This window comes from Ruegeria sp. CL3, from assembly GCF_056536505.1.
Map to the genome: position 1 here is coordinate 272,057 of NZ_JBQFPT010000007.1, position 15,979 is coordinate 288,035.

Genomic DNA, 15,979 nt, shown 5'->3' on the forward strand with positions numbered 1-15,979 from the left:
ATTTTGGTTCTGACAAGGCACTTCCCTGCAGGAATAGTGGTTCTATTTCAAAGGGAAGTAACGCAGCTCAGAAGTAAAGTCAGCCAAATCCTTCGGACGCGTGAACCGCTGCAAAGCAGCGGCTTTGATCGCTTGGAATTGACGCCGCCAGTCCCGGCGCGCTCCAAACCACTGCTTTTTTGCCGTTCGCGCGCCAGTGGCGCAAGATGAATGGGTCCTGACCCTAGAAGCCGACGCCGGTGCCCTGTAGCACGCCATGTTCCAGCGCATAACGGGTCAGGCCTGCTGTTGAGGAGATGCCCAGTTTGCGTTTGATGTTTTTGCGGTGGGTTTCGACCGTCCGGACCGAGATATCGAGCGCCTGGGCGACTTCTTTGTTGGATTTGCCCTGCGCCAGTTCCAGAAGGATGGTCTGTTCTCGCCCGGTAAGGGCTTCGCGGGTGCTGTCGCCTTTGGGCTTTAAGGACCCGCTGGCGCCGGTGCATAGATATTGCTCGCCCTTCATCACGGCATCAATCGCCTGTTTGATCTCATCCGTGGGGACGTCTTTCAGCACGTATCCTTTGGCCCCGTGGCTAAGAGCGGTCGAGATGTATTCGGGGCTGTCATGCATTGAGAGGATCAGGATGCGGGTTTCGGGCAGGCGTTCGAGGATCAGTTCGGTCGCGCTCAGGCCGCCGAGGCCGGGCATGTTGAGGTCCATCAGGATCACGTCAGGGGTCAACTCGGCCGCATGATCAACCGCGGCCTGACCGCTGCCCAAAGTGCCGACAACCTCAATCTCATCATAGCTTTCGAGGATCGACTGTATGCCCTCGGCCACCATGGGGTGATCGTCGACGATGAGGACTCGGATGGTCATGTCCCGGCCTTTCGGTTCGGTGTTGCGTCTTCCTGCGGCGGCAGCAGGTGGCTGAGGGGCAGGCTGACTTCGATCACCGTGCCCCCCTGCGGGCCGCGTGATGACAGAATACGCAGCGTGCCGTCAAGCTGTTCGATCCGTTCCTGCATGTTGCGCAACCCGATGCCGGTGCCGCTCTGATCCGGTTCAGAACGCAGCCCGCGCCCGTCATCGGTGATCCGCATGGTCGCGCCTTTCTTGTGCCCGCGCAGGTCGATTGTAACATGCGAGGCGTCTGCGTGGCGCTCAATATTGGTCAAAGCTTCTTGAGCGATGCGGTAGAGGGCGATCTTGCTGTCCTGATCCAGCCGGTTGCGGAAGACGACGGTCGAAAACTCGGTTTCGATCCCGGTGCGCTCGCGGAAGTCATCGGTCAGCGCCTTGAGGGCCGGGCCGAGGCCCAGATCATCCAGCACACCAGGGCGCAGGTCGCGGCTGATGCGGCGCACTTCGGTGATCGCAGTGCCAAGATGATCAATGCCCTTGTCCAACGGGGCCTGCGCGCCCGCGTCATCGCCTCGAGACAAGCGCCTTCGCGCATTGTCCAGCGCGTAGCGCACACCGACAAGAATCTGGCTGATCCCGTCATGTAGCTCGCGCGCGACGCGGCCGCGTTCTTCTTCCTGGGCGTCGAAGACCCGCTGGGTTAGCTCTTTCAGCTTGGCATCTGCAAGCCGACGCTCGCGTATGTTCAGCAACATGCCCGAGGCGAAGACAATCAGAACCGAGGCCACAACGATGGCGCCGATATACATGAAGGTGCGCTGGACCCGATCTTCGACCTCGGCGCGGGCATTGGCGACGGTGGCCAATATGTCGTCGATGAAGACACCGGTACCCACGGCCCAACGCCAATCCTGCAGGCCCACGACATAGGCGATCATCTGCGCCTCTTCCCCGGTCGAGGGCTTTTCCCACATGAAACTGTGCCAGCCTGCACCTTGGCGGGCCAGACGGATGAACTCATCCACGACCGGAGTACCGTCGCTGTCGGTCAGACCGTCCCAATTGCGGTTGATGAACTGAGTCTGGCGCGGGCTGACCAAGTTCGTGCCGTCATAGTCATAGACAAAGAAGAACCCGTCCTGCCCGTAGATCATCGCCGACAGAATCTGAGTGACCAGCGTTTTGGCGACGTCATCGTCAGGTTCAGCGCGCCCGTAGATATAGGCAAACCCGTTGCGGGCCTGCGTGACGTAGTTCTTCAGTTCTTCCTTCTTGGCCTCGATCAGGCGTAGCTCCAGCGCCTGTATTTCGCGCTCGGATGTCGCTCGGGCCTGATAGGCGACCAGAAAGGCAATGGCCGCGACGGCAACGACCAGAGGGATGGCCGCAACCAAAGACAGTTTCTGCGCATAGGTCAGCGAAACCAGATGTCGGAGTCTTTGCATGGTCGAATCGATACGCAAGCGGCGGCGAAAATGCAAAAAGATTGAGCGTTTCTGGGGGTAAATGCCCTCGGGAACGTGGGATGGCTGGCTTTTTTGCCGATTTTATCTGCGAAAAACGGGCAGAAATTCGGGTTTCTACGCAGTAGTAGGTATTCCCTTTCATATCGCTGCCTCTAGGCTCCGATCCATTGAAAGCGACAGGCCCGGAAACCTCCGGGTGAAGACTTATGAAGGGGAGGAACACTCATATGGATCGTCGTTCATTTCTGAAGAAATCTGCTCTGGGCGGCTCGGCTGCTGCGGCTACCGCACTAGCGGCACCGGCTTATGCGCAGGGTCAGCGGACCCTGACCATGGTGACCTCGTGGGGTCGTGGTCTGGCCGGCGTGTTCGACAGCGCGCAGCGCTGCGCCGACAGCATCAACGCGATGTCGGATGGCAGCCTGAATGTTGAAATCAAAGCAGCAGGCGAGCTGGTTGGTGCGTTCGAAGTGTTCGACGCCGTTTCTTCCGGTCAGGCCGACATGTACCACGCGGCTGACTACTACTTTGTGGGTCAGCACCCAGGCTATGCCTTCTTCACCGCTGTTCCGTTCGGCATGACCGCGCAGGAACTGGTGAACTGGTACTACCACGACGGCGGCATGGAGCTGCACGACGAGCTGGGCTCGATCTTCGGTCTGAAATCCTTCCTGGCGGGTAACACCGGTGCGCAGGCCGGCGGTTGGTACTCGAAAGAGATCAACGGCCCCGAGGATTTCCAGGGTCTGAAGTTCCGCATGCCGGGTCTGGGTGGCCAGGCGCTGGGTAAACTGGGTGCATCGGTTCAGAACATTCCGGGTTCGGAAGTGTATCAGGCGCTGTCCTCGGGTGCGATCGACGGCACCGAGTGGATCGGCCCCTGGGCGGACGAAAAAGCGGGCTTCCAGGAAATCACCAAGACCTACTACACCGCGGGCTTCCACGAGCCGGGCGCTGGTCTGTCGCTGGCGACCAACCGCGACGTGTTTGACGAGCTGACACCGGCCCAGCAGAAGATCATCGAGATCGCAGCCGCCGAAGCGCACCAGTGGAACCTGGCGCAGTTCCTGGCCAACAACGGCGCAGCTCTGCAGCGTCTGCAGTCGGGTGGCGTGAAGGTCATGGAATTCCCAGACAGCGTATGGGACGCATTCGGTCAGGCTTCGCAAGAGGTTCTGGACGAGAACATGGGCGACGAGCTGTTCAAGAAGATCCACGACAGCGCAATGGCCTCGATGGCATCGTCCTCGGGCTGGCTGAACCTGTCGTCGGGTGCCTATACCGCTCAGCGCGACCGCGTTCGCGGCTAATCCCAAGTGAACTGACCAAACGGTTTCCCCGCAATCGCGGGGGAGCCTTTCTTGTTGCATATGCGCGGACCCATCATGCCGCTATAATTTGCAGTGCAACTGATGTGACCCGGGGACAACATGCAGGACGATAACGGTATCTCGTTTTTCGGCGCCCTGTGGAATGGACTGATCTGGTTCATTCAGAACATTGCCGAAGCCTTCTATAATTTTGGATATGCGATCACGCATCCGCAGCTGTGGCTGGATTGGTCCGACAAAGAATCCATCATGCGCTTTGTCTACTACGGAGGCTCGGTCGAGTTCTTCTTCGTGGTTTTCACGCTGTTTCTGGTGCTGACGGCCATCGGCCTCTACTGCCGAAACGTGATGTGGGGCATGGTGCGCGGGCTCGAGGCCTTCGCCAACACGACCGGGCGGTTCTTTGCCTGGGCGGGTTTGCTGATGGTGATCCAGCAGATCGTTATCGTGTTTATGCAGCGTGTCTTTGCCCGGCCTGATATGTCTTTTGGTCTGGGTATCCCCTTCAATCAGGACATCAGCTGGTTTGCCGAAGAGCTGAAGCTCTATAACGCGATGGTCGTCTGCCTGTGCTGCACCTACACCTTCGTGCAGGGCGGGCATGTGCGGGTTGACCTGATCTATGCCGGTATCAGCCACCGCGCCAAACGAGTGGTCGATATGTGCGGCGCGGTGTTGTTCATGATGCCGATGGCCGTGCTGACCTGGATGTATGGCTGGTACTTCATGTGGCGGCACCTGATCGTACCGAAACCCTCGGCCAGTGACACGCTGGACAGGCTGGTGGCCAAGTCGCGCGCCCTGCGCTGGAACGTGGAAACCATCGGCTTCAGCCCGAACGGGTTCAACGCGTATTTCCTGTTCAAAATCCTGCTCGTGATCTTTGCGGGCATGGTGTTCCTGCACGCGGTTGCCTTCCTGTGGCGGTCGTATCTGGAATACGTGGAAGGGCCGGAAAGCGCCGGAAAATACCTCGACAAGGATAGCCTTGGCGAGGGTGAAGAAGCCTACGAAGGCGCACATTAAGGACGGAGACCAAGACAATGCTATTCGGACTTGATGGCGTCGAGATAGGCCTCATTATCGTATTCTTTTGCCTTTTCGGAGGCATTCTCTCAGGCTTCCCGGTGGCCTTCGCCATCGGTGGAGCGGGTGTGATCTCCTTCGGGATCATCGCCGCGCTGGACAGCGCTGGACTGCTTATCCACCAGGCGATTGACACTGGCTCACAAGCTTACCGAGACCTGGTGAATTCCGGGGTGAAACCCGATACGGTCTCGGTTTTCCGATACCCGGACCTACCAAGGATAGGCGAGCCGGTCTTCCCCTCAGGTTGGGAAACCGCGCTGGACCGGAATGTTTCCTTCATCGTGAACCGCATGAACGAACGGGTTCTGGCCGGTCAGTCGATTGAAACCCTTCTGGCCGTGTTGATGTTCGTTCTGATGGGAATCACGCTGGAGCGTTCCAAGATCGCCAATGACCTGCTGACAACGATGGCGCGTGTCTTTGGACCGCTGCCCGGTGGTCTGGCCGTGTCGATTGTTGTCGTGGGTGCGTTTCTGGCCGCCTCGACTGGTATCGTTGGTGCGACCGTTGTGACCATGGGCCTGCTGGCGCTGCCGACGATGTTGCGGAACAACTATTCGCCCGAGTTGGCGACAGGTGTGATCGCGGCCTCGGGGACACTTGGGCAAATCATCCCACCCTCGATCGTGATTGTTCTTCTGGGTACGCTGGCGGGTGACCTTTATTCGACGGCACAGGAAGAGCGTGCGGTCGAGGCGGGCTGTACCGATGCACTGACCTTTTTGGGGGAACCTGCAGTGGTCTCCGTTGGAACCTTGTTCCAAGCGGCTTTGTTGCCGGGGATTATGCTAGCGCTGCTTTATGCGCTTTATGCCTTTGGTTATGCGCTGCTGAACCCGGACAAGGCTCCGGCTGTTGAGCTGTCGGGTGGCTCTGGTGAGACGATCACCCGTTCTGAGGGTCTGACTTGGCTGCTGGGTGCGCCGGTTGCGATCATCGTCGGTGCGGTGCTTCTGGGCAGCGCGGGTGTGATCGGCAGCCAGAACATCTCGGTCTCGGCCTTCTCGGATGTGGGGCAGGGTGCGTCTTTGCGCACGAATGTCTCGGCTGAGTGTCAGGCCTCGATGATCGAGCTGCATGGCCAATCCGCCTGGGATCAGGCCGTGGCCGAGCAGGAGGCAATCGACGCCGCCGGTGGCGTTGCCAGCGCCGAGCGTCTGAGCGAGGAGGAACTCGCCGCCGCCCGTGACGCCAAGATCGCCAATGCGGCTCCTATCGGAACCGGTGTTTCGATTGTGGTGGTGCTGCTGGCGCTGACCTTGGTTCTGGGTCGTGGCATCGCGCCGTCGCGCTCGCCGCAACCTCTGATCGTTGGGGCGATTGGCCTGTTGTTGATGCTGTTGGTGGATATTCTCTTCATCCAGCCAACAACCTCATCCGGGGCGACATTCGTGTTGCTGGCGATTCCCTTCGCCATCGCGATCTACGGCTGTAAGGAGGCTGCCGCGCGTTGTGCCACCAACGATCTGATACGAGTTGTGTTCCCGCCGCTGGTTCTGATCATCGCGGTGCTTGGTTCGATCCTTGGCGGTGTTACCAATCCGACACCTGCTGCGGCACTGGGTGCCGGTGGTGCGATCATGTTAGCTGCGTACCGCAAGCTGCAGGATCAGGGCCGGTCCGGAAGTGTGATCATCTGGTCGACCTTTGCAGTCATTATCTGTTTGCTGATGGGTGTGAATTTCGATCTGCGTATCAATCAGGGCAATGTCCCGGTTGAGACCTGGATCGCCTTCATTCTGGCTTATGCGACGTACCTGTACGCTCTGTTCGGTCTGTTGTTCGGCTGCTGGGTCCTGTTCTCAAGCGGGGTTCTGACGCCGGTGGTGCGCGAGACGGCGAAGGTGACCTCGATGGTGTTTACCATCCTGATCGGGTCGCAGTTGCTGAACCTTGTGGTGATCTCGTTCGGGGGTGAGCATTATATCCAGCAGTTCCTGCGCAGCTTTGACAACGAGTTCACGGTCTTCCTGATCGTGATGTTGGTGCTGTTCATTCTGGGCTTTGTGCTGGATTTCCTCGAGATCATCTACATCGTGATCCCCATCGTTGGGCCTGTGATCTATGGCGGGTCGTTCGATCCGAAATGGGTGACGATCATGGTGGCGGTGAACCTGCAGACCTCGTTCCTGACGCCTCCCTTCGGGTTCGCCTTGTTCTACCTGCGAGGGGTCGCCCCGAAAGAGGTGACGACAGGCCATATTTATCGTGGCGTTGTACCTTTCGTGATCATTCAGGTCGTTGGTATTGCGATCCTATGGTTCTTCCCGACCATTGTGACCATCGTGCCGGATCTGATCCCGAATTGATCCGCTGAGTCTAGTCCAAATGAAAAAGGGGGCCTGCAGGGCCCCCTTTTGCTTTCTTGCTTGAGTTTTTTTGCGAAGCGCTTTCGCGGACGTTGCACGAGTTATCTTCGGCCGGATGAACGGGATCAGGCGAATTGGATAAGGTCCCAACGATTGCCGAAAGGGTCCTGCCATACCGCGACCGTGCCGTAGGGTTCGACACGGGGCTTTTCTTCGAAATGGACTCCCTTTGCGTGCATCGCTGCGTGATCGCGTTGGAAGTCATCGGTTTCCAGAAAGAACCCAACACGACCTCCGGTTTGGTTCCCGATAGCGGCCTCTTGTTCGGCCCCGTCGGCTTTGGCCAGCAGTAGGGAGGGCTCGCCTGAACCCGGCGGCGTGACGAGGACCCAGCGTTTTCCGCCTCCCAGATCAATATCTTTGGAAAGAGTGAAGTCTAGCGTTTCAGTGTAGAAATTGATCGCAGCATCGTAATCAGGCACCACGAGGGTGACAGCATGCAGGCTCTGTTTCATGAAGGGATCAGCCTTTGGTAGGGTGGCGGTCGGGCAGTTGGATGTTTGCCACTTGCTCAGCTATCGGAGCCGAGGCGAGAGGATGGTGCGAGGCATCTGCGAAAGCCTCGGGGTTGGAGATTTTCTCCCAGCGCCCCTGAACATAGGCCTCTAGCCCGGAAAACTTGGCTTTGTAGCCCATTTTCGGACTGCCGGGTACCCAGTAGCCTAAGTAGATATAGGGCAAGCCGGCCTCACGCGCGATCTCGATATGGTCGAGGATCATGTAGGTGCCCAAGGAGTTCTGCGGCTGGTTTGGATCGTAGAAGGAATAAACCATGCTGAGGCCGTCATCCAGAACATCGGTCAGGCTGACGGCGATCAGGTTTCCGGTCTCGGGGTCGGCATACTCCACAACGCGGCTGCGGATTGGGGTTTCCTCGATCATCGCGGCGAACTCGAAAACGTCCATATCGGCCATGCCGCCATCAGCGTGGCGGGTATCGAGGTAGCGACGGAACAGCTCGTATTGATCATCGGTGGCCCAGGGCGAGGTTGCGCGGCGCTCTAGATAACCATTACGTTTGGCCGCGCGTTTCTGGCTTTTGGTCGGGCGGAAGGCCGAGACGTCGATCCGGGCGGAAAGGCACGCAGCGCAATCAGTGCAGGATGGGCGATAAAGGACGTTCTGCGACCGGCGAAACCCTTGTTGGGACAGCGAATTGTTCAACTGATCCGCGCCTGCGCCTTGCAGAGCGGTGAAGAGTTTGCGCTCCATCCTGCCCTCAAGGTAAGGGCAGGGCTGGGGGGCCGTCACATAGAATTGTGGCGCAATTGGCAGCGTGTGTCGCATGAAGGTCCCATGTAGCCTCGGACCGGATGATAGCAACGGATTTTCAAGCCGCCAAGTGATTCAAGTGTGTTGCGTTCAGGCCCGCTGGTTGATCATGACTGTGCCAAGGAAGGCATCCGTCAGACCCTGGCAGCGCGCGCTGGTCAGCATCATGATGACAGATACGATCTGAACAACGAAGAACGCCATGCTGATGAAGTATCCGGCCGTATGGGCCACGGCCTTGCCCATATCCATCCGTTCGCCGAACGCGTCGCGCAGCTCGATCCCCATGAACCGCATGCCAAGCGTGGCAGATCCGTTCGAGATCGTGATGACCCGGTAGACAAAGCTGATCACGGCATAGATCAGCGGCAAGAAGAACAGCCCGGCCCCAAGTGTCAGGAAGACGGGGACGATGCACAGAAGTGAGATAAAGGCGATGTCGAACAACCATGCGACAAAACGCTTGGTTGCGACGGACTGGTAGAACTCGGGTTGAGTATCGGGATCGGGCAGATGGTTCATTGTCAGGTTTCCGAAAGGGTAGGTCGTGTTACCCTGTCCCGAATGGTCGGGACAGGGCAAGTCAATTCAGGCCGGTTCGCCTTTGCCATCGTCTTCGTGGTTTTCACGGGCGCGTTCATCCATGAACTGGTCAAACTCGGCTTTGTCTTTGGCTTCGCGCAGGCGGCGCAGGAAGGCTTCGAAATCCTGCTGTTCACGCTCCAGACGGGCCAGGGTGTCGGCCTTGTAGGCGTCGAAGGCGCTGTTGCCTGATGGCTTCATTGCACTCATGTGACTGTGCCAGGATTTGCGGCGGCTGCAGGACTTGCTGAACATGCGTTTGCTCCAGATCATATAGGCCAGAAGGGCGAGGCCCACGGGCCAGAAGAAGATGAACCCAAGAACCATGGCGGCGATCCAGGCGCCTTTGCCTTTGTCGTCCATCCAAGCCTCGGCACGATAGAGCCACCCCGGATTTGCGGGTGCGGCGGGTTCGGACAATGCGGTCATGTGGTCTCTCCTGGGGTTGATGTAAATTCCTTTCACATGATCTAGATGGGGAGCGCTTGCGGGGTTGCAAGGGGTCGATGTGAAAAAGATTTACATTTTCGGATTTGGTTGACGGCGCAGGCCTCGGACAGCAGGGTGCGGGCATGATGACTGAGAACATAAATGCGCCAACGCTTGCAGAAATCTTGGAGCTGGAAAAACAGGTATGGTCTGCTTTGGTAACAGGCGATGCCCACGCTGACAGGGCGCTTCTGAGCGCTGATTTCCTGGGTGTCTACCCCTCGGGTTTTGCAAATCGGGACGACCATGTCGGGCAGTTCGCTGAAGCTCCGACAATGGCGGAATTCAAGTTGAGCGAAGAGCGCTTGCGGATTTTGACCCCGGATATCGTATTGCTGTCCTATCGGGCTGACTATGTGCGACCAGGCGCGGAGGAGTGGGAGGCGATGCTCATATCTTCCCTTTGGGAGCGTCGGGCAGGCGCTTGGATCAACAGTTTCAGTCAGGACACTCCGGTCGAACAGGAATAATGCGTTTGCCGCATTGACCTTGCCGCCCAGCGGTGCGCAGGGTCCGGGTATGACTGAGAGTTTGACCATCAACCGTCTGCCGCGCGCGTTCGACCAGTCTTTGGGCGATGAAACCCGCGCTCTGCTCGCCGACCTGACGACTGAGCAAGGCGATCTGATCGCCGGAACCGCAGGGTCCAGCCCGTATCTGAAGGGCCTGATTGAGCAAGAGAGAGAGTGGCTGCCGCAGGCCTTGCACCAGCCGGACCACGCCTTGGCAGAGGTGATGGAGGCCGCGCGTGCCCTCTCGCCTGATCAGCTCAAGCCGGGTCTAAGACTGGCCAAGCGGCGCATGGCTGTACTGACCGCCTTGGCTGATATCGCAGGTGCTTGGCCGCTGGAAAAGGTCACGGCAGCGCTTACCGATTTTGGCGCTCTGGCGGCGGATGTGGCCGCAAAGGCCGAGATTGCCGCCCTGATCCGCCGCAAGAAGCTGCCCGGAATGACCGAGGATGATGTCGAAACCGCTGCCGGGATGGTCATTCTCGCGATGGGCAAGATGGGCGCGCATGAGCTGAACTACAGCTCGGATATTGACCTGATCGTTCTGTTTGATGAAACACGCTTTGACCCGGATGACTTCTACGAAGCCCGGCACGGGATGGTGCGGGCCACGCGCAATTTCTGCGCCACGCTCAGCGACAAGACAGCCGACGGGTATGTGTTCCGCACCGATCTGCGCCTGCGGCCCGACCCGGCGGTGACGCCGGTCTGCATGGCGATGGAGGCGGCAGAGCGGTACTATGAAAGCCTCGGCCGTACATGGGAGCGGGCCGCCTATATCAAAGCGCGCGCCAGCGCGGGGGATATTGCGGCTGGGGAGCGGTTTCTGGACACCCTGAAACCCTTTGTCTGGCGTCGCCATCTGGACTTTGCCGCCATTCAGGACGCCCATGACATGCGCCTGCGCATACGTGAGAACAAAGGAACGGGCGGCAGCCTCTCGATCCCCGGCCATAACATGAAACTGGGTCAGGGCGGCATTCGCGAGATCGAGTTTTTCACCCAGACCCGGCAGTTGATTGCAGGGGGGCGTGACTCCGATCTGCGCGTGCGCGGCACGGTGCCCGGGCTGGCGGCTCTGGCGCAAAAGGGCTGGGTGCCGGAAGAGGTTGCGGAAAAGCTGACCGATCACTATCGCGCGCATCGCGAGGTCGAACATCGCATTCAGATGATCCACGACGCTCAGACCCATAAGGTCCCTCAATCAGACGATGGGATCGAACGGGTCGCCTGTCTGATGGGGCTTAGTAGCGATGATCTGACCAGGGACCTGACCCGTCGCCTGACCGAGGTGCATGAGTTGACCGAAGGCTTCTTTGCACCGGGCGCAGGGCCTGCGCCGACACCCGCACCTGAGGTGACGTTCGACCAGAATATCCTTGCGCGCTGGGCCACCTATCCGGCCCTAAGGTCTCAGCGCGCGCGGCGCATCTTCGACCGGTTGAAGCCCGAGCTCCTCTCGCGCCTTGCCAAAACAGCGCAACCCGATGAAGCCCTGCTAGCGTTGGATGGCTTTCTCGCAGGCCTGCCTGCGGGTGTTCAGTTGTTCTCGCTCTTTGAGGCCAACCCACATTTGATCGACCTGTTAATCGACATCGTAGGCACCTCTCACGCGCTGGCGTCACACCTGTCGCGCAACGCCTCGGTGTTTGACGCGGTGATTGGAGGCAGTTTCTTCAGCGATTGGCCTGGTTTGGAGGCTTTGCAGGCCGAGTTGGTGGAAGCATTGGCGCAGGAAGCCGACTATGAAACCCAACTCGACCTGGCGCGGCGCTGGTGCAAGGAATGGCATTTCCGCATTGGCGTTCACCACCTGCGCGGCCTGATCGACGGGGCGCGGGCCGGCCGGCAATATGCCGAGCTGGCGCAAGCCGTGATCGCCGCGATCCTTCCCTTTGTGACCGACGCCTTCGCCCGCAAACACGGCCCGGCACCGGGGCGCGGAGCCGCCATTCTGGGCATGGGGTCGCTCGGGGCAGGGCGGATCAACTCGCAATCCGATCTGGATATGATTGTGATTTACGATCCGCTTGATCAGGACATGTCCGACGGTCCCCGCCCGCTGGCCACGCGCACCTACTACGCTCGGTTCACGCAGGCGCTGATCACGGCGCTTTCGGCTCCCATGTCTCAGGGGCGGCTTTATGAGGTCGACATGCGCCTGCGCCCTTCGGGCAATCAGGGGCCGGTGGCGACCAGTTGGGCAAGTTTCACGCACTACCAGCAGGAAGAGGCGTGGGTGTGGGAACATCTCGCCCTGACCCGCGCTCATGTCGTCGCCGGAGACTCGGGCTTGGCTCAGGATATCGAAGCCTTCCGAACTGAGCTTTTATCGCGCCCTCGGGAGGCAGGCAAAGTTCTGCGCGAAGTGGCCGAAATGCGGACGCGTCTGGCGGCGGCAAAGGCCCCGGCGGGCGTTTGGGATGCCAAGAACGGCCCGGGCCGAATGATGGATATCGAGTTGATGGCCGAGACCGGAGCGCTGATGGCAGGCCTCGCAAACCGGGTTGTGATGTCTGGCCTCGACGGGGCGGTCGCTGCCGGTTTGTTGGATGTCGCGCAGGCACAAACATTGAAGGACAGCTACGATCTATGCTGGTCGGTACAATGCGCGGCGCGGCTGCTTTCGGGCAAGGTGATTGAGGCGGACAAAATCGGCGAGGGCGGAGCGGCCTTCCTGTGCCGTGCCACCGGGTTCGAACAGGTCGAAGCGCTGCAATCCGCATTGCAGGACAGCTATTCCACCGCCGCCGAAATCATCGGCAGCGTAATCAAAGAGGATGAAGATGGCGCGCAGCACTGATCCAAACGACCCCAAGGGCCTGATCCGCGAGGCGTATAACATCGGAGGCATCACCATGCCCGAATGCCGCAGCATCTTTCTGGACTGGGCGCTCAGCCTGCCCGATGGCGTGGACCAGAAACAGGCTCTGGCCGATCTGCACGCTTCCTATTCCGCACAGGAGGCCGATCATCCCATGACGCAGGTGATGGCCGAAGGGCTGCAGGCCGCCCAAGCGCCCAAGCGGCGCGGAGGCTGGCGCTCTCGCCCGCGCTAGGGGGTTTTCCTTCGGGCTGTTCGCGACTATGAGGCGGTCATGATCCAAGCCGTAGACCGCCCCCGTATCCGCCTGAAACCCAAAGCCAATGCGCGCGGGCTGCGCCATGGTTTCCCATGGGTCTATGCCAATGACATCGTCACTGATCGGCGCACGCGCAAAATCCCCGCCGGGGCGCTGGCCGTGCTTGAGGATGACAAACGCGCGCCGATCGCTCTGGTCGCGGTGAACCCTGAGTCGAAGATCATGTGTCGCGTACTGGATAGCGATATTGAGGCCGATCTGAACGCGGACTGGTTCGAGACCCGTCTGCGCCGTGCGCTTGAGATGCGCCAACGCCTGTTCGACGCGCCATATTACCGCCTGATCCACGCCGAGGCAGATGGTTTTCCCGGTGTGATCATAGACCGTTTCGGCGATGCCTGCGTGATCCAGCCGAACGCCGCTTGGGCCGAAGCGCATCTGGAGGTGCTAACCGACGCGCTGGTCAAGGTGACCGGCGTGACAACCGTTCTGAAAAACGCCTCAGGCCGGACCCGCGGGTTGGAGGGGTTGGACGACGTCAATCAAACTCTGCGCGGAACCACGCCCGACGCGCCTCTACCTGTGCCTATGAACGGCGCGACCTACATGGCCGATCTGACCGGCGGTCAGAAAACCGGCTTGTTCTACGACCAGCGCCCAAACCACGCTTTTGCGGCGCGTTTGGTGCATCCCGAAGCTCAGGTGCTGGACGTGTTCAGCCATGTGGGCGGCTTCGGCCTCGCCATGTTGGCAGGTGGGGCGGCACAGGCGCTATCTGTCGATGGGTCTGCCGCTGCGTTGGATCTTGCCACCAAAGGGGCCGAGGCAAGCGGATGTGCTGACCGGTTCCAGACCCGCCAAGGCGACGCCTTCGATGTGCTGACGCAACTGGGCGAAGGGAGCGCACAGTTCGACGTCGTCATCTGCGACCCGCCCGCCTTTGCGCCTTCGAAACAAGCCCTCGACGCTGGTCTGCGCGCCTATGAACGCATCGCCCGCCTCGCCGCCCCACTGGTCAAATCCGGCGGCTATCTGGGCCTCTGCTCCTGCTCTCATGCCGCAGATCTGGGCCGTTTCCGCGATGCCTCATCTCGCGGGATCGGACGGGCCGGGCGGCAGGCGCAATTGATCCACACGGGCTTTGCCGGACCCGATCATCCACAATTGCCGCAATTGGCTGAAAGCGGTTACCTCAAAGCCGTATTCTACCGGCTGTGAAGGCGGTTCTGGATACATGCGTCATCTACCCCACGGTGATGCGTGAGATGCTGCTGGGCGCGGCAAAACTGGGCCATTTCACCCCCATCTGGTCCGCGCGTATCCTCGAAGAATGGGCCCGCGCCGCCCGCAAACTCGGCCCCGAAGGCGAAGCACAGGCCCGCGCCGAGATCGCTCTGGCCCAAGCGCACTGGCCCAAAGCCGAACGCAAGGTAGCAATGGGTATCGAACAACGTCTCTGGCTGCCCGACAAGGCCGATATCCATGTGCTGGCAACGGCCATTGAGGTCTCGGCAGATATCATCGTCACCGTCAACGCCAAGGACTTCCCCAGAAACATCCTGGCCGAAGAAGGCCTTGAGCGCCGCGACCCGGACAGTCTGCTCCACAGCTTCTGGCAAACCGACCCCACAGGCATGACGGACGCGGCCAACGCGGTCCTTTCCGAAGCCAACCGCTTATCGGGCGATCAATGGACCCTACGCGCGCTCATGAAAAAGGCCCGCCTGCCGCGCCTTGGCAAAGCCCTGACCACCTAGGCGGAATCCCTCTTCATCTGGCTAGAAATACCTCGGAGAGCGCGAGAGGCTGGCCTCTCGCTGCGCACACTCAACCACGCGCCCAACGCTGTTCCAAAGCCTCCAACGCCGCAATCCGCTCATCCGTCTTTGGATGACTCATCAGCCACGCAGGAACCATCCCTGCACGCTGCTGCGTTAGATCTTCCAGCTTATGAAACAGGGATTTCTGCGGCGCGATCCCAATCCCGGCCTTGGTCAGCAAGGCGGCAGCATATTCATCCGCCTCATATTCGTCCTGCCGGGATAAGCGCGACGCCAGCAACGACGTCAACGCATTCGCAATCATGGCCCCGATGAAGGGAATGAACCGGTTCAACACCATGATCAACGCGGTCCGCATTGCGTTCTGACCCGAGAAATCAATCATCCGCCGTTTCGCATGCCCCAAGGCCACATGACCCAGCTCATGGGCAATCACGCTCGCCATCTCCTCGGCCGAGACCTCACCGTTTCGAAACTTGCGATAAAACCCGCGCGTGATGAATATTCGCCCGTCCGGAGCCGCCAAGCCGTTCACAGGGTCAATCTCGTAGATATAGACCGGCACCCGCGCGATATTCAAAGCAGCGGCCAGCCTGTCTGTCATCCTTTTGAGGGCAGGGTCAGCCAGTTCGGTCGACTTCTGATCCAACTCACGATGGGTGCGCCAGATGGAAATCCGGTACATCACAAGGCCATAGGCAATCGCCAGAAGGATCGGAGTTAAGCGAAGCATGACATAGATATGGGCGGCTCATCCAGTCTAGGCAAGCCGCAATTGCAGTTAAGTCCTAGGTCAAAACATGCCCCGAATGCTGAACCTACCTACCCGGCAGAGGAAGCTGCAAGTTCGAATGGAATTCAGAGAGAGACTGTTTCGTTAACGTGGCACCTTTTGAAGCCTCGAAAAAGGCATGTTCTGCCTCTTTCTCAGCGAACAATACATCCACTCTCAAGTCCCTTACATCTGCGCGCAGGTCGTCACGTGCCTCTTCATAGGTTTCGGCGTCACGCAGTTCGTCTTCAAGCGCGCTCAGGTCGTCTTCGTAATTGGGGTCTGAGGGATCAAGCGCGGCGATGTCGTCGGCGATGTCGTCGCTGCTACGGCCGTCATAGCTTTCGTTCAGGTCACGCAACTCGCGCCGTGCGTTATAGAGATCT

General features: G+C 59.6%; 16 protein-coding genes. 8 read left to right on the forward strand and 8 right to left on the reverse strand.

Annotation, left to right across the window (positions count from 1 at the left end; translation table 11 throughout):
• Positions 1-223: 223 nt before the first annotated feature.
• A complete protein-coding gene (locus tag ACR0NO_RS12955; RefSeq protein ID WP_480724228.1) occupies positions 224-862 on the reverse strand; it encodes a response regulator transcription factor in 639 nt (212 codons plus the stop codon).
• Entirely contained in the window at positions 859-2,292 is a 1,434-nt protein-coding gene (locus ACR0NO_RS12960) for a cache domain-containing protein (RefSeq protein WP_480724229.1), read from the reverse strand. The genes ACR0NO_RS12955 and ACR0NO_RS12960 overlap by 4 nt, the downstream gene beginning before the upstream one ends.
• A gap of 248 nt (positions 2,293-2,540) precedes the next feature.
• On the opposite strand from ACR0NO_RS12960, the gene ACR0NO_RS12965 reads away from it, so the two are divergent.
• The 3 genes from ACR0NO_RS12965 (at position 2,541) to ACR0NO_RS12975 (ending at position 7,042) form a co-directional block, all read left to right on the forward strand.
• Complete coding sequence (locus ACR0NO_RS12965; protein ID WP_170373973.1) at positions 2,541-3,623, forward strand: TRAP transporter substrate-binding protein; 1,083 nt, start codon at positions 2,541-2,543, stop codon at positions 3,621-3,623.
• A 120-nt stretch (positions 3,624-3,743) separates the two neighbouring features.
• Positions 3,744-4,670 carry a TRAP transporter small permease subunit gene (locus ACR0NO_RS12970; protein WP_480724230.1) on the forward strand — a complete coding sequence of 309 codons (927 nt, stop codon included), beginning with the start codon at positions 3,744-3,746 and terminating at the stop codon, positions 4,668-4,670.
• A gap of 17 nt (positions 4,671-4,687) precedes the next feature.
• The gene (locus ACR0NO_RS12975; RefSeq protein ID WP_170553241.1) at positions 4,688-7,042 is read left to right on the forward strand and encodes a TRAP transporter large permease subunit; all 2,355 of its coding nucleotides are present in this window, start codon (positions 4,688-4,690) and stop codon (positions 7,040-7,042) included.
• A gap of 125 nt (positions 7,043-7,167) precedes the next feature.
• Here the strand turns inward: ACR0NO_RS12975 and ACR0NO_RS12980 are convergent, their stop codons facing one another.
• The 4 genes from ACR0NO_RS12980 to ACR0NO_RS12995 form a co-directional block, all read right to left on the reverse strand.
• Complete coding sequence (locus ACR0NO_RS12980; RefSeq protein WP_480724231.1) at positions 7,168-7,557, reverse strand: VOC family protein; 390 nt, start codon at positions 7,555-7,557, stop codon at positions 7,168-7,170.
• A gap of 7 nt (positions 7,558-7,564) precedes the next feature.
• Positions 7,565-8,389 (reverse strand): arginyltransferase, encoded by an 825-nt coding sequence (locus ACR0NO_RS12985; RefSeq protein ID WP_170373969.1) that lies wholly within the window; start codon positions 8,387-8,389, stop codon positions 7,565-7,567.
• 75 nt (positions 8,390-8,464) lie between these two features.
• Positions 8,465-8,896 carry an RDD family protein gene (locus tag ACR0NO_RS12990; RefSeq protein WP_170482976.1) on the reverse strand — a complete coding sequence of 144 codons (432 nt, stop codon included), beginning with the start codon at positions 8,894-8,896 and terminating at the stop codon, positions 8,465-8,467.
• A 66-nt stretch (positions 8,897-8,962) separates the two neighbouring features.
• Positions 8,963-9,385, reverse strand: a complete 423-nt coding sequence (locus ACR0NO_RS12995; RefSeq protein WP_170373967.1) for a DUF2852 domain-containing protein — start codon at positions 9,383-9,385, stop codon at positions 8,963-8,965.
• 143 nt (positions 9,386-9,528) lie between these two features.
• Here ACR0NO_RS12995 and ACR0NO_RS13000 point away from each other — a divergent pair, with 143 nt between their 5' ends.
• Genes ACR0NO_RS13000 through ACR0NO_RS13020 form a run of 5 tightly spaced genes read left to right on the forward strand, consistent with a single transcriptional unit; the run spans position 9,529 to position 14,797 of the window.
• Positions 9,529-9,915 carry a DUF4440 domain-containing protein gene (locus tag ACR0NO_RS13000; RefSeq protein WP_480724232.1) on the forward strand — a complete coding sequence of 129 codons (387 nt, stop codon included), beginning with the start codon at positions 9,529-9,531 and terminating at the stop codon, positions 9,913-9,915.
• A gap of 49 nt (positions 9,916-9,964) precedes the next feature.
• Complete coding sequence (locus ACR0NO_RS13005; RefSeq protein WP_480724233.1) at positions 9,965-12,760, forward strand: [protein-PII] uridylyltransferase family protein; 2,796 nt, start codon at positions 9,965-9,967, stop codon at positions 12,758-12,760.
• Positions 12,744-13,016, forward strand: coding sequence for a hypothetical protein (locus ACR0NO_RS13010; protein WP_480724234.1), 273 nt, complete (start codon positions 12,744-12,746; stop codon positions 13,014-13,016). Before ACR0NO_RS13005 ends, ACR0NO_RS13010 begins: the two co-directional genes overlap by 17 nt.
• A gap of 39 nt (positions 13,017-13,055) precedes the next feature.
• On the forward strand, positions 13,056-14,258 hold the full coding sequence (locus ACR0NO_RS13015) for an RSP_2647 family RNA methyltransferase (protein ID WP_480724235.1): 1,203 nt from the start codon (positions 13,056-13,058) through the stop codon (positions 14,256-14,258).
• Positions 14,255-14,797, forward strand: a complete 543-nt coding sequence (locus ACR0NO_RS13020) for an RSP_2648 family PIN domain-containing protein (RefSeq protein ID WP_480724236.1) — start codon at positions 14,255-14,257, stop codon at positions 14,795-14,797. Before ACR0NO_RS13015 ends, ACR0NO_RS13020 begins: the two co-directional genes overlap by 4 nt.
• 70 nt (positions 14,798-14,867) lie before the next feature.
• Here the strand turns inward: ACR0NO_RS13020 and ACR0NO_RS13025 are convergent, their stop codons facing one another.
• Positions 14,868-15,554, reverse strand: a complete 687-nt coding sequence (locus ACR0NO_RS13025) for a M48 family metallopeptidase (protein ID WP_170482987.1) — start codon at positions 15,552-15,554, stop codon at positions 14,868-14,870.
• Positions 15,555-15,639: 85 nt separating this feature from the next.
• Positions 15,640-15,979, reverse strand: a 340-nt coding sequence (locus ACR0NO_RS13030; RefSeq protein WP_480724237.1) for a hypothetical protein, incomplete at its 5' end; no start/stop codon positions are given.

What these genes read in the sequence shown, in the direction of transcription:
- ACR0NO_RS13005 (WP_480724233.1), top strand. Translation starts at nt 9,965, where the DNA reads ATGACTGAGAGTTTGACCATCAACCGTCTGCCGCGCGCGTTCGACCAG.
- ACR0NO_RS13010 (WP_480724234.1), top strand. Translation starts at nt 12,744, where the DNA reads ATGGCGCGCAGCACTGATCCAAACGACCCCAAGGGCCTGATCCGCGAG.
- ACR0NO_RS12955 (WP_480724228.1), bottom strand. Translation starts at nt 862, where the DNA reads ATGACCATCCGAGTCCTCATCGTCGACGATCACCCCATGGTGGCCGAG.
- ACR0NO_RS12975 (WP_170553241.1), top strand. Translation starts at nt 4,688, where the DNA reads ATGCTATTCGGACTTGATGGCGTCGAGATAGGCCTCATTATCGTATTC.
- ACR0NO_RS12990 (WP_170482976.1), bottom strand. Translation starts at nt 8,896, where the DNA reads ATGAACCATCTGCCCGATCCCGATACTCAACCCGAGTTCTACCAGTCC.
- ACR0NO_RS12985 (WP_170373969.1), bottom strand. Translation starts at nt 8,389, where the DNA reads ATGCGACACACGCTGCCAATTGCGCCACAATTCTATGTGACGGCCCCC.
- ACR0NO_RS12995 (WP_170373967.1), bottom strand. Translation starts at nt 9,385, where the DNA reads ATGACCGCATTGTCCGAACCCGCCGCACCCGCAAATCCGGGGTGGCTC.
- ACR0NO_RS12980 (WP_480724231.1), bottom strand. Translation starts at nt 7,557, where the DNA reads ATGAAACAGAGCCTGCATGCTGTCACCCTCGTGGTGCCTGATTACGAT.
- ACR0NO_RS13000 (WP_480724232.1), top strand. Translation starts at nt 9,529, where the DNA reads ATGATGACTGAGAACATAAATGCGCCAACGCTTGCAGAAATCTTGGAG.
- ACR0NO_RS13015 (WP_480724235.1), top strand. Translation starts at nt 13,056, where the DNA reads ATGATCCAAGCCGTAGACCGCCCCCGTATCCGCCTGAAACCCAAAGCC.
- ACR0NO_RS12970 (WP_480724230.1), top strand. Translation starts at nt 3,744, where the DNA reads ATGCAGGACGATAACGGTATCTCGTTTTTCGGCGCCCTGTGGAATGGA.
- ACR0NO_RS12965 (WP_170373973.1), top strand. Translation starts at nt 2,541, where the DNA reads ATGGATCGTCGTTCATTTCTGAAGAAATCTGCTCTGGGCGGCTCGGCT.
- ACR0NO_RS13025 (WP_170482987.1), bottom strand. Translation starts at nt 15,554, where the DNA reads ATGCTTCGCTTAACTCCGATCCTTCTGGCGATTGCCTATGGCCTTGTG.
- ACR0NO_RS12960 (WP_480724229.1), bottom strand. Translation starts at nt 2,292, where the DNA reads ATGCAAAGACTCCGACATCTGGTTTCGCTGACCTATGCGCAGAAACTG.